The following is a 14,502-nucleotide window of genomic DNA, read 5'->3' as shown; positions in this document are numbered from 1 at the left end:
CACAATCCGCGGAGCTTTTTTTCATGGGGAAGGTCGCAGAACTTCCCCATAAAATAAAAAACCCCATCCTAATTATAGAATGAGGTTTATGGCTGTCTCTAAAGCCACTTTTTCAACTGTCCTAATATTTTATCGTAGTCTATCTTGCTGTAATCGGTCACGTCTACTTCGATGAGTTTCCCCAGACAGAATTCTCCGTAACCCCGGTTCCTGCACCGGTCCATGAAGATATCATAATCCACAAAGCAGTCGCCTTTCGTCCGGTCCAGAAGCACATCCCCTTTGTGATAACGGCTCACCACATGACCCAAGTGACGGCTTGTATCCAGATCTCTCTGCTTTGACCGCCCGAAAAGGACATCCAGATCACCCACCAGGCGGATCGTAACAGGCTGATATCCGTATTCTTCACAGAGTCTTTCGAGCTTTCCTCTCTGTTTTTCGCTGAACGGATAATCCGAGATCAGCCGTTTCCCCTGTTTCATGGCCTCTTCTGTCCGCTCATAATAAAGTGTCCAGCTTTTATTCTCCAGAGCCGTCTTTTCTTCCATGTTGTCAAAGCCAAACTCATCCCAAAGCTGTTCCTTCATGTCATCCTGAGAGATCACCTGAAAATCCTTCTCCTGCTCCAAAATCTTATTGCACATATAAGTCTTTCCGGTGCCTGGATACCCTGCCAGTAAAATCAAAGTCCTTTTCATCTTTCCTGCTCCTTTAGCTTTCGTTCCGTCAAATCCAGAGACGGTATGGAACTCTGCCCTCCCAGACTTTCCACTGAAATAGCAGAGGCCATGGAGCTCAGCTTTAAAATATCTTTAAGAGGCATCTTTCTTGCCAGTCCACAGGCAAATGCCCCGTGAAAGATATCCCCGGCTCCGCTCGTATCAACGGCCCTGGCAGGATAGGCGGGAAGGTGTTTCAGTTCTCCGTCCTCTTCGTACAGCAATCCCTTTTCCCCCAGAGTGATCACCGCTTGCTTCTGGTTGATGCTCTGAATCCGGCCGAAAATCTCTCTGCACAGTCCGGGGTTATTCAGATCCACGACCTTCCCTGTATACTGTCTGGCAAAGTCTTCTGAACAGACAATATAGTCCACATATGGCGCCACCTCCATGGTACTTTCACGGCAGGTTCCCGCATCCAGTACGGACAGTGCCGACGGATATTTCTCAATGGCCCCGATGCTGAGTTTGGGAAGGTGTCCGTCGCTTAAGATCACACTCACATTAAGCTTGGGATAGGTATACTGCCGGTACCGTATTTCTCCTGGGAAATTAAAGATTGTCCTGGCTCCGTTTCCTGTATTGGAAAGGATAATGCTGTAAGGTGTCTCTATCCCGTCTTCCTCTACGAGATGGGACGTATCGACCCCCGCTTCTCTGAGGATTTTTTTAAGCTTTTTTCCATAGTCATCGTCACCGATACGGCTGATGAGGCTGGTTTCCTCTCCCCACAGGGCACAGAGATAAGCCGCATTCATGGCAGGGCCTCCCCCGCACTCCAGCCGGTCTCTGACACGGTACTTCTGATTTTCTGTCAGCTCTCCATCGTATGGAATTACAATATCATAGGCAGACTGCCCTACACAGACTACTGCCATAGGCTATTCCTCCTTCATGATCTTGATCAGCCTGCTGGTTCCAAGGCGGTCTGCGCCCAGTGAAAGAAAGCGTTCTGCATCGTCAAAAGAAGCAATTCCGCCTGCGGCCTTGATCTTTACTCCCTCTCCCACATGCTTTTTAAACAGCTCCACATCCTCAAACGCAGCGCCTCCCGTGGAAAATCCCGTGGATGTCTTGATGAAGTCAGCTCCTGCTTCCGTTACTGCCCGGCACATACGGATCTTTTCTTCTTCCGTCAGCAGACAGGTCTCCACGATCACTTTCAGGATCTTGTCACCGCAGGCTTTCTTCAAAAGACGAATTTCTTCAATAACCTTATCATCATTGCCTTCCTTTACATCTCCCAGATTCACGACCATATCGATCTCATCAGCACCGTTTAAAAGGGCATTCTTTGTCTCAAATTCCTTTACTTCACTGGTGGAATAACCGTTGGGAAAGCCGATGACCGTACAGAGTTTCATCTTGTCCCCCACATATTCTTTGGCTTTTTTAATAAAAGACGGCGGGATACAGACGGAAGCCGTCCCGTAGGCAATGGCATCATCACAGATCACTCTGATCTCGTCCCATACGGCTGTCTGTGCAAGCAGTGTGTGGTCAACAGTTTTTAAGATTTCATTTCTCTTCATAACAAGGCTCCTTCTCTCTGAAACTAAAGCGGCTGTTTAACTGGTTTCTTACTTACTATTGTAACAGATAAAACCGGGAAAGTAAGATGCGTTTTCCCGGTTTTATCTTCTGCCCCTTAGATTCTGAATAAAGATGCTTTCTCTTTTACAACATCTGCGACCTTGTCATTTGCAGGCCCGAGAAGATTTCTCAATGAAGTCAGAGGGGTCACATCCTCTCCGGTAAAAGTTTCTCTCACTACTTCGATATAGGATTTGTTAAGTTCTGTGCCTACATTGATCTTTTTCATTCCTTCTCTGACACAGCGCCTCATATCTTCGTCGGACACTCCGGTGCCTCCGTGAAGAACCAGACCGGTATCCCCAAGTTTCGCTTTCAGTTCGGCCAGCAGTTCATAGTTGATCTTTGCCTTGGATTTGTACTGCCCGTGAGTTGTCCCGATGGAAACAGCCAGTGCGTCCACCCCGGTGTTCTCGGCAAAATAAAGGGCATCTTCCGGTTTCGTATACATGGCGTCATCCTTGGCAACGACCACACCTTCCTCCGCACCGCCGATGGAGCCGACTTCACCTTCCACGGATACATTTCTTTCATGGGCATAGGCAACCACTTCTTTTGTATTTTTGATGTTTTCTTCTAAAGACAGAGAGGACCCGTCATACATGACAGAGGAATATCCCTTGTCAATAGCTTCTTTCAGTGCATCAATATCTTTGCAGTGATCCATATGTAAGGCAACGCTTACAGCAGATTTTTCAGCGATTGCCTTCACTGCGGCGATCAGCGGTTCAAATCCGATGTATCTGGCAGTGCCGAGAGAAGTCTGTAAGATCACAGGCACGCCAAGTTCCTCTGCCGCTCTGACCATAGCCGGAAGCATCTCGAAACAGTGCACATTAAAAGCACCCACAGCCCCCTTTCCTTCATTTTCTTTAAACAAGTCAATTAAATTTCTATACATATCGGTTATCTCCTTTACGCTTTTCCACGAATGACATCCTTAGACAGTTTCATCAGCCCGTCAATTTTATCCATGTATTCTTTCATCTTTGCATCATCTTTTGCCTCCGAAGCTTCTCTTCTTTTTATGTTGTAGAGCTTCAGCAGATCGGTATATGCCTTACCAAGGGCTTTGCTCTCTGAAAGGCTGGTCTCATATGCTCTGATTGCCTTGTCTGTCTCTTCAGCCTCAAAGTACAGGCTCCCAAGCTCGTTCAGCGCCTTGTTCCGCTCCTCCCCGGAAAGATCCGGAAGCTCTTTTTGTATGGCCTCGGCCTTTTTTAAAAGCTCTTCCCGGCTGATTTCAGGTACAGCCTCTTCTTTCGCCGCTTTCTCTTTTTTCTTTTTAAACAAAAACATTTTTATTTCCTCCTGCCGCATCATAAACTATTTATTTACGAACTAAAATATTGCAGCTATTGACTTAAACAGCATGAACAGGAAACCGGTCACTACCGTATCCACGTCCGTACAAGTCGTATTGATAAATCCAATGTCGGCAAGCATCGGTGAGAGCATAGCCGGCAGGAAGGTAATAAAGATTCCGTGAGCAATACATCCGATCATGGCTCCCCGTCTTCCGCCTACCTGGTTTGCAAATATACCTGCTGTTCCGCCTGCGAAGAAGTTGGACAGTACTCCCGGCAGGACCATAGGAAGTCCGAATACCGGAGTCAGGAACATTCCGATAATAGAACCGATCGTTGTAAAGACAAATCCGAAGATGACCGCATTCGGCGCATATGGGAACAATACCGGGCAGTCCAGTGCAGGCACTGAGTTTGGAACCAGCTTCATGGAAATTCCCTGGAATGCAGGAACGATCTCGGCCAAGAGCATGCGGACTCCTGTCATCAGCACATAGACACCTACGACAAACTGCATACCCTGTAAAAATGCATGAACGATAAAGTTCGTATTTCCCGCATATTCTGCACATGCGGCCGGCCCTGCAAATGCAGCTGTAATCACATAAAGCGGTACCATGACAACCATGACAGAAAGGTAAGTATCCTGTAAAAATTCCAGGCTCTTTGGAAGATTGATGTCCTCTGTGGATTTTGATTTTCCGCCGGTCAGTTTTGCAATCAGCGCTGTGAACATATAACCGATTGTGCATAAGTGTCCGAGTGCGATATCTTCACTGCCCGTAATCTTCTTTACAATAGGCTGTGCAAAGGCAGGCATGAAGGTCGCAAAGAATCCTCCCACGATACTTCCGATGATGATCAGAGGTACACCTGTTAATCCACAGTAATAAGCGAATACCACACAGAGTGTCGCCTCCCAGAGCAATGCCTGGCCTGTCAGGAATATGTATTTGAATTTTGTAAATCTTGCAATGATAATATTGACGATAAAGATTCCCGCAAGGGTGATGGCGATCTCGCTTCCCAGCCCCAGCTCATTCATGGCCTGGCCGTTGATTCCCTCGATGGAGGCAACCAGACCCTTCAATCCGAATGCAGCCTTAAATATGTCTCCAAAATAAGTCAGCGATGAAACGATGACAGCAGAACCTGCGGACAGTACAAGAAATCCGAGCATGGTTTTCATTGTTCCTGAGATGACGGCTCCCACCGGTTTTTTCTGCAGGACCAGACCGAGCAGCGCAATCAATGCGATGATGATGGAGGCCTGCGTTAAAATATTATTGATGATAAAATTCAATACTTGCATAGTTTTTCCTCACTTTCTTTTTCCTCTTGTTTTCAAAGTTCTCCCAGTTCTTTTAACACCGGTACAAGCTTCTCCCGGATTTCATTTTTGTCTACCAGGCGCTCTAAAAATACTGTCGGGCAGCTGATCGTATAACGCTCAAACTGCTTTTCAAAATTCTTTGCGGCGATTATGATGTCTGCCTGTGCCCCGGATACACTGGAAATGTCCGTGTGATCCATTTTTGCGTCTACTCCCAGGTCTTTCAATACCGCTTCCGCACTCATCTGGCATGCAAAACTGCTTCCGAGCCCTGCCCCGCACACTGCTAAAATCTTTAACATGTTCTATCCTCCTTTTAAAATGGTTGTCGTGTTTCTTTTTATAGCAGCCTTGTCAGGCATTACTATTCTTATTGAGAAAATCAAACAATTCCTGCTTATCCTTCATTGCGGCGATCTCCGGAATCCATCCCTTTTCCACGAAGCCAACGATCATTTTCAGAATGTCCAGATGGCTTTCGCTGTCCACCGCCGAAAAACAGATCAGGACCCTTACCGGTTCCTTATCCCCGTCAAAGAAGACCGGTTCTTTTAAGGTGATCAGGCTACAGCCGATGCCGGTAGCCCCGCATTCCGGCCTTGTATGCGGCATAGCCAGGCCGTCGGCCACGATGATGTATGGCCCCAGTTCTTTGATGGCACTTATGATTCCTTCCACATAGGACTTTTCAGCACATCCCTGGCTGACCAGCATCTCCGCTCCGATCCTCACTGCCTCTTCCCAGTTTTTTGCTTCTATCTGCAGCTGCACATTGTTTTCGTTTAAGATTAGCTTTTCCACTTCATATCCTCCCTGCTGTTTCTTTAAGCTTCTCTTCCTGTTCTAATAAGTCTTTGATAAACTGCCCATAACAAGGGTGCTTCACCAGTTTCGCCACGCCGGAATTTCCGATCAAAAACTGATATAGGTTTTTAAATACAACTTCCCAGACATCGTATTTGCTCTGGGGAATATTTAACATCAGGACTACCTGGACTTTTTCATTTTCCCAGATGACCGGCTTTTTCAGGACCATGACGGAAACAGCCGCCTCCTCCATATCGTTAAAAAGGGCATGTGGTATGGCCACCAGACTTCCCAGTTCTGTAGTTGACATCTCTTCCCTTTTAAAGATGGATTGCTTGATCTCCTGGTTGATATAGCCCTTTTCGACCATGACGTTGGCCATAAATTCAAGAATTTCCTGTTTGTCCTTAAACTCCATATTGGTGAAGAAGAGGTCTTCCCGGAAGATGCTGCTGTAATCAATGACTTTCATCTGGTTTCCACTGTCTGTGATCACCGTAGCCAGATGGTTCAGGTCATCATCATCCAGAAACAGTTTGATCTTTTTTATTTTTTCAGACTGAAAATCGGGAAGCTCTACCGTGGTCAGCACCAGATCGGCGCTGTCAATCAGTTCTTCGTTCACTTCCTGTACCGGACAGGATTTTACGATCTCTATGTACTGCCCAAACTTATGCTGTAATTTCTCTTTTAGGAGCAGCGCCGTGGCAATGCCTGCGATACAAACCAGAACTACTTTCTTTGGCTCCTGTTTCCGATTCAGCCCTTTTCTCTCCAGTGCCGCTCCGAAATGCATGGCCAGAAATCCGATTTCCGACTCTTTTGCCTTGAGCTTATGTTTTTTTTCAATCACCTCCCCGGCTACGACTGCCAGTTCAAAGGCAAGCGGATACAGGTTTTTGATACTGTCCAGAAACTCATTTCTTATATTCATGTCAAACCGGAGCCTCTGCAAAGCCGCGCTCAAATGCATGGCCAGCCCGTTGATCAGCTGATTGTCGTCGGACAGATCGATCCCTGTCCCCGAGCGGATGGTATTTAAAATGTCCTCAATTTCATCCTTATACTCGTAATCCCCATCCAGATTCTCGATCAGAAAACGCTGGCTGGAGATCAGATGCTGGGTCAGATAATACACTTCATCTCCCAGGGAGATGCCCAATTTCCTGGAAATCTCATTTATAATCTGCTGGGCACAGCGGAACTCCTTTGTTCCCGAAAACAGCTCGATCTCTTCTTCATCGTATTTCACATGCCGTTTTTTCTCGAAACGCTTAAGCATGATCAGGCTATGTACGAGCAGGTTACGGAAAGCGATATCCGTAAGCCGCAGGTTAAAATCTGTGATCGCTTCCATGAGGATGATCCTCAGATTTTCCACCTCATCGGATGAAAAAATGTCCTTGTAAAACTGGTTCCCTATATCTCCTGTATCCTTTTGGCTGTTGAAAATGTATTCCGAAATACAAAACCGAATCTTCGTCTCCTGCCCTACGACTCTCATTCCTTCCTTTTTTGTATCACTGATCCGAAGGTCATGTTTTTTAAGTATCCCGTCGATAGTTCTCAAATCTTTTTTCAGAGTGGAAGTACTCACAAACAATTCTTCCTCCAGATCAAAGAAGTCGATCCTCTCCCCGCTGTTCAGAGAGTTCAGCAAAAGCCTGGAAATAATATAATAAACCCGTTCTTCCGAATCTGACGGAATGATATTTTGAAACGGCTTTGAACTCTCTTCTTTCCGGATCTCTTTTTTCAGGACGTCAAATTTCCGGCTGTCGTTCACAGCAAGCTTATATCCCTGCCCGATCTCTGACGTGATCTCTGCTCCCCTGTCCGCAAGCATCTGATTTAACTCTTTGATGTCATTCCTGACCGTCCTTGTAGAAACGCCCACAGACAATGCAATGCTTGCCCCGGTAATCCTTTTTTCATTTTCCAAAAAGAAGCGAAGGATCTTGATCAGCCTCTTATTGTATCTCTCCATAGTTTCCTCCTCTTTGTTATACATTATAGGTAAATGGTATTTTTGATGATAGTTCGTAAATTTCCGCTTGAAGCGGAAAGAGGAACAACGAATTTATGACAAAAAAGAAAGCCTGACATCCATGTCAGACTTCTTTTTGAATCCATCAATTTGATGGTCTAACTACATACTCATCCGGATAAAACAATCCGAATTTTACACGTGCAGTTTTTTCTATAAATTCTTTGGTCTTAATATACTCCTTCTTATCCTTCAGTTCCTGCTTTTTTTCTTTCGCCTTTTCTATCTGCTGTTCCAGCTGGGCCTCCTCTTTCTGAAGGGCCGCCGACTTTTCCGACAGCCTTCGGTAAGCAATGGACATCACAATGACAAACATAATGACGACAAGTAAGATCACCCTTGTTCGCTGCCTGAGTCCTTTTTTATAACTGCTTATCTTTCTCCCCATGTGTATCACCTCTTTTGTGCCCCTTCCTCATTAAGGCTATTTTAACGTTTTTTCTCTCCTGTTTCAATCTCCATCTCATATTTATTCCGGCTTTGGCAAACGGATGGCGGATAATACGAAATATTTTCCCAAAGACCTTTCTAATATTATGTAACAAAAACACAAGACCTTCTAATACCTTCGGGCTGATGAGCATATAATAGACTGCCATGCCGATGATCAGACCTAAAAAGAAAAATCCACGGAGTTCTCCCCAATTATACCAGCAGAGAAACCGGAAACACAAGAAGCCCACAAAGATCCAGTAGAGCACATCCTCCACTGATACGACCCATAATTTGTGCCGGAATACGACGCGGAAACTCCTGATGCCGTCATAGACAAGCAGCAGGCATGCTCCGAACCAGACAGCCCCCAGGAAGAAATAAAGCTGGCCTAACACTGCTTCCTGCATTATTTTAACAGCCTTCCGAGCAGCCCTTCTTTTTTGCCTCCGTTATGGTCATCCACATCTGAATATAGGAAACTGTCGACTTTACCGTCTATCTCCACCTCGCCTTTTTCTACCAAAAGCTTTTTCACATGCAGATTAAACCCCTTGATCATCAGGAGTCCCTGCTCCGTATCGAGTATGATCTCATTCAGGTCGAAGGACACTACATCCCTCACTCCCGTAATGACACCCAGAGAACGGTTCAGCAGATCCACTTTATGTGTTTTCATAGGTTGTCTATCTTCTATCATGAAAAAATCTCCTTTCATAGTTTATACACTATATGAAAGGAGAACGAAAATCATGTGAAAAATATCAAATGTATTTGTATAATTCTGCCGCCTGGTCTTTTTTTACTGTGTCTTCCACCCGGAGGACTTCCACGGCCGCCTCTTTATTACCGAACGAGATGCGGATCTCGTCCCCCGGTTTTACGTCTGTCCCGGCTTTGGCGGTCTTGCCGTTGACGGTCACTCTCCCGGCGCTGCACGCTTCATTGGCGACGGTCCGACGCTTGATCAGCCTGGATACTTTAAGAAATTTGTCTAGTCTCATTCAATATTACTCCTTTGATGTTGGTTCTCAAAAAACAAAACAGAAATCTGCAGAACTTCCCTGTAATATAATATAAAAGAAGCCGCCCTTATAAAAATTGAAGGGCAGCTTGATTTGTCGTTCTGTGATTATTTTTCGTTTACGATATCTTTCAGAGCTTTTCCGGCTTTGAACTTTGGAGCTTTGGATGCAGGAATGTTCATCACTTCACCGCTTCTTGGATTTCTTCCTTCTCTTGCAGCTCTCTCAGAAACTTCAAAAGTTCCGAAACCAACTAACTGAATTTTCTCACCCTTCTTTAATTCTTCTGCAATGACATCTGTGAAAGCTTTTAAAGCTTTTTCTGCATCTTTTTTAGATAATTCAGTCTTGCTTGCGATAGCCGCAACTAATTCTGTTTTGTTCATTGATTATATTCCTCCTAATTTCGTCATAAGCATTTTCTGCTCTTCGATTACATGAGTTCATTGTATAATTAAGGTGCCTGCATGTCAAGCCAAAATGCGCTTTATTCCTTATTTTCAGCCAATTCACGGGCTTTGCGCTTCTTTTCTATCTTTTCTAATTCCTTAATCTTCCTCCAGCTGGATAATTGTTCCTCCCGAGTGGAAAATGTCTCATCTCCGAACACATGAGGATGCCTCCGAATCATTTTCCTGCACACTCCGTTCACCACATCCGAAAAACTGAAATCTCCCCGTTCCTCGGCGATCCTTGCATGCATCACCACCTGAAGGAGAACGTCTCCAAGCTCCTCTTCCAGATTCTGCATATCATTATGTTCAATGGCCTCCACCACTTCCCCGCTCTCCTCCACGAGACAGGGGATCAGGGATTCATGTGTCTGCTTCCTGTCCCACGGGCATCCGTTTTCTCCCCGCAGTTCTTTTACTACCTGGATAAAATCTTCTATTGTATAGTATTCTTTTTCCTGCATTTTAAGACTCCCTCCGTTTTCTTTTTATGGTATCACATTTTCTGCAAATGAAAAGCGATTTATGCTATAATAATGAAACAAAGAAAGGAAGAACTATGATTAAATTAGGAGAAAACCAAGAACTTTATATTGTAAAATTTGCCGATTTCGGCGCATATTTAAATGACGAGGAAGGTGTGACGGAACAGAGTATCCTTCTGCCAAAAAAACAGGTTCCGGAGGGAGCCCGGGTCGGAGACCGCATTTCCGTCTTCGTCTACAAGGATTCAAAAGACCGTCCGATCGCTACGACTTCCCATCCTCTCATTACGATGGGACATCTGGCCGTCCTCAAGGTTAAGGAGATCACAGATATCGGTGCATTCCTGGACTGGGGACTGGAAAAAGACCTGTTCCTCCCATTCAAAGAACAGACATCCAAGATCAAAACGGATCATTCCTATCTGGTCAGGCTTTATATTGACAAGAGCCGGCGTCTCTGTGCTTCCATGAAGATTTATCAGGCACTGAGCAGTGAACATGACTATGAGAAGGATGACTGGGTCACAGGCACCGTATACAGCATTAACCCTGAGATCGGTACGTTTGTAGCCGTAGACGACCAGTATTTCGGCCTGATCCCGCTCAACGAAGTCCACACCAGACTGTCTGTGGGAGACTCTGTAAATGTCCGGGTACTCCGCGTCCGGGAGGACGGCAAACTGGATCTCTCACCGAGAGATAAAGCATATCTTCAGATAGATGCAGACAGCGAGCTGGTCATGGAAACGATCAAAAGCTATGACGGGGTACTCCCATTCACCGACAAGGCGAGCCCTGCCATGATTGACAAAGAACTGGGACTCAGCAAAAATGCCTTTAAGCGAGCCGTCGGCCGATTACTGAAACAGAATAAGATCGAGATCACCGGCGGAACCATCCGGGCAAAATAAACTTACAAGGAGCTGGATATTATATGAAATATTTTAAGACACCGGGCTGTTTCTGTCTGATGTATTTGTTTGTCTACTTTTTTGTTTCCCCTCTGCTGCAGTTTGCAGTACAGGACCGATATTTGTTTATGATTGTATTTTATCTGGTACTTCTTGGCCTTGGCATCGGTTATCTGAAGATTGGCAAAGAAGATGTGAAAGCGAGACTTCATCTGAAACCTCTGAGACCGGCCGCTGCATTGCTTTCTATCCTTTTAGCATTTACAGTCCTGCCTTTTATCAGCCTGATCAATAATGTAAGCCAGCTGATTTTCCGGGACTTTATTACCTCCAGTGTATCCACGGCCTCGCAGAATCCCTGGCTTTCCGTCCTGGCACTGTCTATTCTTCCGGGGATCGTAGAGGAAGTGCTGTTCCGGGGCGTTATTTATTCCGGTCTCAGAAAAGCACGCCCTATCAAAGGAATCCTGCTGACCGCATTATTTTTCGGCATCGCACACATGAATTTCAACCAGTTCAGTTATGCCTTTGTCCTGGGACTGGTCTTAGGTCTGCTTTTAGAGGCTTCCGACAGTATTTATTCCTGTATGCTGCTCCATGCCACATTTAACGGCGTCAGCGTCATAACCAGCATCATCTATGGGCTGATCGGCAATTCTTCTCTCATGACCCAGACCGTATCCACGGCCCAGAGGCTTCAGGCCATCGCAGTCCTGGTTCCTGTAAGTATTGCCTTTCTGGCGCTGAGTGTTCTGATCCTCATTGCCATTTCACGCCTGTGCGGCCGTTCCGGTTATCTGAAGACATGGCTTGACAAGGATATCCGTCAAAGCTGGCCAAATGAAAAAGCCGCCGGTATCTCATACTATGCGGCTTTGATCATCAGTTTCGGCTATGCAGTATTGCTGGAATTTGTATCCTATGCGTCATCCTGTTTGTGATCCGGCTGGTGGTCATTCCAGGTTTCCAGGGTTTTGATACAGTGATAAAACATTTGATTATAAGGAGTTGGGATACCCAGCTCCTTTCCCATTCTTATGACCGCTCCCGCAAACATCTCCACCTCCGTCTTCCTTCCGGCCTCGATATCCTGAAGAGTCGAAGGTTTCCCATAGAATGGGGCGCTCTCAAAATAGGTCCTGTGTTCCAAAAGATCTTCCTCTGTCAGATGGATACCTTTCTTCCCGGCAATAGCGATGACTTCCCTGGCCGCCTGCTCCCTCAGCTCATTGGCATCTTCACTGATGGTCCAGATGCCGTAAGGGACACGAAGGATAGCAGCGCTCTGATTCTCGCTTACATTTGTCATAAACTTATGCCACATATTTCTCAGCATATCTTTTGGCACTTCATATGGAATTTTGCCCTTTTCAAATACATCCCTCACGGAACACACGGTTTCCGACAATGTATCGTTATACGCCTGGCCGAAAGAAATCTTGCCGGCCCCCACCGGAAAAGAGATTTCATTTCCATGGTGAAGGGCCGGTACACGTATTACGGAATACAGCACCTCATTGTCGGGGTAGGCCGCTTTGATCCGCTCTTCACTCTCCACTCCGTTCAGTAGTGACATGATGACAGTGTGTTCCCCTACCTGGTTCCGGATATCTTCGATGGCCTGGTCAAGCGCCGTATACTTCACACTCAAAATAATAAGATCCGCCGGTCTGCTCTCCCATGAGGGCTCAGCCGTCTGGAATTTCCATTGTTTTCCGTTGATGATGACGCCGTCCCTTTCCAGACGCATTCTGCGCTCTCCTCCTGCGATGACGCAGAAATTCTCGCTGCCGAGCGCTTTGCAAAGCCCGGGTGCCGCGAATCCGCCGATGGCCCCAAGGCCTATCAATGCTGCTTTTTTGATTTCTCTCATAACAGGTTTCCTTCCTTATCTGTTAAATAGTAATTCAGATCGCAGTGGCCGCTTCCCGTATTTGCCCCGGGAACAGAAGCCTGATCCGTAAACTGCCACATGTGGTATTGATATGGGATATCCGGCTCATCCTCTTTTGTATAATGAGCCACCCACATTTTATATTCTTTAATACCGTCATAGTCAAAATAGTGTTTTAAAAAGTAAGCGTTGGAATAGACCATGGGCTCATAGCCCGCCCGTTTGATCTCTTCGCAGAAAGCCCTTGTCAGCGCCGTCACATTCTTTTTCCCGGTTTTCATGACTTCTTCTTCCTCTATGTCAAATACCACGGGAAGCTTCAGATCTTCCGGGTCAATATCATGCTTCTTCAACAGGGAAATACAGTGTTTTGCCTCTTTCACCGCCGCTTTCACGTCCCCGGCATAAGAGTAATAATAAACTCCGCAGTGAATGGATGAGATCTTTGCGTTCCGGTAGTTTGCAATAAACATCGGATCTTCTGTGCCCTTTTTCTTTTTTTTCGCACCGGAGCCGATCTTTAAAACAGCGTGGTTGATCTGGCTGTCCTTTACTTTCTTCCAGTTAACTTTATGGTTGTATTTTGAAACATCGATCACCTTGATATGGCCGTTTTCGACTTTTGTCTCGATCGGCAGTCCGATATTTTGGATGATCCATATAAAAATAAAAGTGACAATAAAAAGAAACGTGCAGATAACTGCAAGTTCCCTTTTATTTTTCTTTGTAAATTTGAACATATAAGTCCTCGTTAATCTTTGCTCTCAATCGCATGTACAAATGTACGGTTATCTTCCTGTTCATAACTGCACGTGACAAACGTATACAGCTTCTTTGTTTTCATCACAGTCTTCTTCGGTATCCTGGACTGGATATCACTCATGGACAAAATCTCCTCCAGATACTTCTTCATGTCCTTCCTGTCCCCAAAAGTGATCGGGATCAGCTTGTCGGCCTTTCTTGCATAAGAGGCAACGACCTTCAGGTCCCTTTTCCCATTCGGAGTATAAAGGGTGATCGTATCCTGTTTCTTGATAAAACTCTGCTCGCGAAACTTCATAAGGTCTGCAAACATCGATCCGTTCCTCATATGATGCCCGTATATGATATTGTGCTCCGCACCGAAATCCTTATCCCCGTGGCAGTCCATGAAAACTGCTCCGGAACTGTTCTTTGTCCCCTCAAATGTTGTGTGCAGATAATAATCGTTATCCTTCCCAAGGACGACCGGGTAATCGATATTGGTTCCCCTGGCATAGACCCAGCCGATGGTATCCGGATTGATCTTCCTGAGTTTCTCAAAATCAATGACTCGTTCTTTTCCTTTTGTTTTGACCACTTCCTGTGCTATCTTATCATATTCGTCATCTGCCTTTTTATATTCCAGATAATACCCCGCGAGTTTCCATCCGCTGAATAAAAAGACCACGATGCACACAGCCAGAAGAAGATTAGAAATTACTTTTTTCATGCAGCTTCCCTCACCTAAACCTT

Annotated in this window: 20 protein-coding genes; 2 read left to right on the top strand and 18 right to left on the bottom strand. The window is 45.6% G+C overall.

What is annotated here, in order from left to right:
* Positions 1 to 98: 98 nt before the first annotated feature.
* The 15 genes from P8F77_RS02115 to P8F77_RS02045 all read right to left on the bottom strand — a co-directional run bounded on the left by P8F77_RS02115 (position 99) and on the right by P8F77_RS02045 (position 10,182).
* On the bottom strand, positions 99 to 701 hold the full coding sequence (locus tag P8F77_RS02115; RefSeq protein WP_287519988.1) for an AAA family ATPase: 603 nt from the start codon (positions 699 to 701) through the stop codon (positions 99 to 101).
* Complete coding sequence (locus P8F77_RS02110; RefSeq protein WP_287519986.1) at positions 698 to 1,600, bottom strand: PfkB family carbohydrate kinase; 903 nt, start codon at positions 1,598 to 1,600, stop codon at positions 698 to 700. Before P8F77_RS02110 ends, P8F77_RS02115 begins: the two co-directional genes overlap by 4 nt.
* Positions 1,601 to 1,603: 3 nt before the next feature.
* Complete coding sequence (deoC, locus tag P8F77_RS02105) at positions 1,604 to 2,254, bottom strand: deoxyribose-phosphate aldolase (protein ID WP_024728699.1); 651 nt, start codon at positions 2,252 to 2,254, stop codon at positions 1,604 to 1,606.
* Positions 2,255 to 2,370: 116 nt separating this feature from the next.
* The gene (locus tag P8F77_RS02100; RefSeq protein ID WP_024728700.1) at positions 2,371 to 3,216 is read right to left on the bottom strand and encodes a class II fructose-bisphosphate aldolase; all 846 of its coding nucleotides are present in this window, start codon (positions 3,214 to 3,216) and stop codon (positions 2,371 to 2,373) included.
* A gap of 14 nt (positions 3,217 to 3,230) precedes the next feature.
* Complete coding sequence (locus P8F77_RS02095; RefSeq protein WP_287519984.1) at positions 3,231 to 3,614, bottom strand: tetratricopeptide repeat protein; 384 nt, start codon at positions 3,612 to 3,614, stop codon at positions 3,231 to 3,233.
* A gap of 42 nt (positions 3,615 to 3,656) precedes the next feature.
* Positions 3,657 to 4,934, bottom strand: coding sequence for a PTS sugar transporter subunit IIC (locus P8F77_RS02090; protein ID WP_024728702.1), 1,278 nt, complete (start codon positions 4,932 to 4,934; stop codon positions 3,657 to 3,659).
* Positions 4,935 to 4,966: 32 nt separating this feature from the next.
* A complete protein-coding gene (locus tag P8F77_RS02085) occupies positions 4,967 to 5,257 on the bottom strand; it encodes a PTS sugar transporter subunit IIB (protein WP_006567562.1) in 291 nt (96 codons plus the stop codon).
* A gap of 52 nt (positions 5,258 to 5,309) precedes the next feature.
* A complete protein-coding gene (locus P8F77_RS02080) occupies positions 5,310 to 5,756 on the bottom strand; it encodes a PTS sugar transporter subunit IIA (protein WP_024728703.1) in 447 nt (148 codons plus the stop codon).
* A gap of 1 nt (position 5,757) precedes the next feature.
* Positions 5,758 to 7,749, bottom strand: coding sequence for a BglG family transcription antiterminator (locus P8F77_RS02075; RefSeq protein WP_148459677.1), 1,992 nt, complete (start codon positions 7,747 to 7,749; stop codon positions 5,758 to 5,760).
* A 145-nt stretch (positions 7,750 to 7,894) separates the two neighbouring features.
* Complete coding sequence (locus P8F77_RS02070) at positions 7,895 to 8,197, bottom strand: septum formation initiator family protein (RefSeq protein ID WP_287519980.1); 303 nt, start codon at positions 8,195 to 8,197, stop codon at positions 7,895 to 7,897.
* A complete protein-coding gene (yabQ, locus tag P8F77_RS02065; protein WP_024728706.1) occupies positions 8,172 to 8,651 on the bottom strand; it encodes a spore cortex biosynthesis protein YabQ in 480 nt (159 codons plus the stop codon). The genes P8F77_RS02070 and yabQ overlap by 26 nt, the downstream gene beginning before the upstream one ends.
* Entirely contained in the window at positions 8,651 to 8,941 is a 291-nt protein-coding gene (yabP, locus tag P8F77_RS02060; protein WP_009289329.1) for a sporulation protein YabP, read from the bottom strand. The genes yabQ and yabP overlap by 1 nt, the downstream gene beginning before the upstream one ends.
* Before the next feature lie 64 nt (positions 8,942 to 9,005).
* Positions 9,006 to 9,245: an RNA-binding S4 domain-containing protein gene (locus tag P8F77_RS02055; protein WP_024728707.1), complete on the bottom strand. Its 240-nt coding sequence runs from the start codon at positions 9,243 to 9,245 to the stop codon at positions 9,006 to 9,008.
* Positions 9,246 to 9,373: 128 nt separating this feature from the next.
* Positions 9,374 to 9,652 (bottom strand): HU family DNA-binding protein, encoded by a 279-nt coding sequence (locus P8F77_RS02050; RefSeq protein WP_006567569.1) that lies wholly within the window; start codon positions 9,650 to 9,652, stop codon positions 9,374 to 9,376.
* A gap of 101 nt (positions 9,653 to 9,753) precedes the next feature.
* Complete coding sequence (locus tag P8F77_RS02045) at positions 9,754 to 10,182, bottom strand: MazG family protein (protein WP_024728708.1); 429 nt, start codon at positions 10,180 to 10,182, stop codon at positions 9,754 to 9,756.
* A 95-nt stretch (positions 10,183 to 10,277) separates the two neighbouring features.
* Here P8F77_RS02045 and P8F77_RS02040 point away from each other — a divergent pair, with 95 nt between their 5' ends.
* Positions 10,278 to 11,114, top strand: a complete 837-nt coding sequence (locus P8F77_RS02040) for a S1-like domain-containing RNA-binding protein (protein ID WP_024728709.1) — start codon at positions 10,278 to 10,280, stop codon at positions 11,112 to 11,114.
* Between the two features lie 23 nt (positions 11,115 to 11,137).
* Complete coding sequence (locus tag P8F77_RS02035) at positions 11,138 to 12,055, top strand: type II CAAX endopeptidase family protein (protein ID WP_287519973.1); 918 nt, start codon at positions 11,138 to 11,140, stop codon at positions 12,053 to 12,055.
* Here the strand turns inward: P8F77_RS02035 and P8F77_RS02030 are convergent.
* From P8F77_RS02030 to srtB, 3 genes are read right to left on the bottom strand one after another with little or no spacing between them, the layout of a single operon-like run.
* Positions 12,034 to 12,987, bottom strand: coding sequence for a ketopantoate reductase family protein (locus tag P8F77_RS02030; RefSeq protein ID WP_024728711.1), 954 nt, complete (start codon positions 12,985 to 12,987; stop codon positions 12,034 to 12,036). The two genes, P8F77_RS02035 and P8F77_RS02030, sit on opposite strands and share 22 nt — an antisense overlap.
* Entirely contained in the window at positions 12,984 to 13,748 is a 765-nt protein-coding gene (locus tag P8F77_RS02025; protein ID WP_024728712.1) for a glycoside hydrolase family 25 protein, read from the bottom strand. Before P8F77_RS02025 ends, P8F77_RS02030 begins: the two co-directional genes overlap by 4 nt.
* Positions 13,749 to 13,759: 11 nt before the next feature.
* On the bottom strand, positions 13,760 to 14,479 hold the full coding sequence (gene srtB / locus P8F77_RS02020; RefSeq protein WP_024728713.1) for a class B sortase: 720 nt from the start codon (positions 14,477 to 14,479) through the stop codon (positions 13,760 to 13,762).
* Positions 14,480 to 14,502 lie beyond the last annotated feature (23 nt).

The organism is Anaerostipes sp. PC18 (genome assembly GCF_039789045.1).
Taxonomy (GTDB): Bacteria; Bacillota; Clostridia; order Lachnospirales; family Lachnospiraceae; genus Anaerostipes; species Anaerostipes hominis.
Note: the sequence above shows the minus strand (reverse complement) of the source record. Positions and strands in the feature narration are given on the sequence as shown.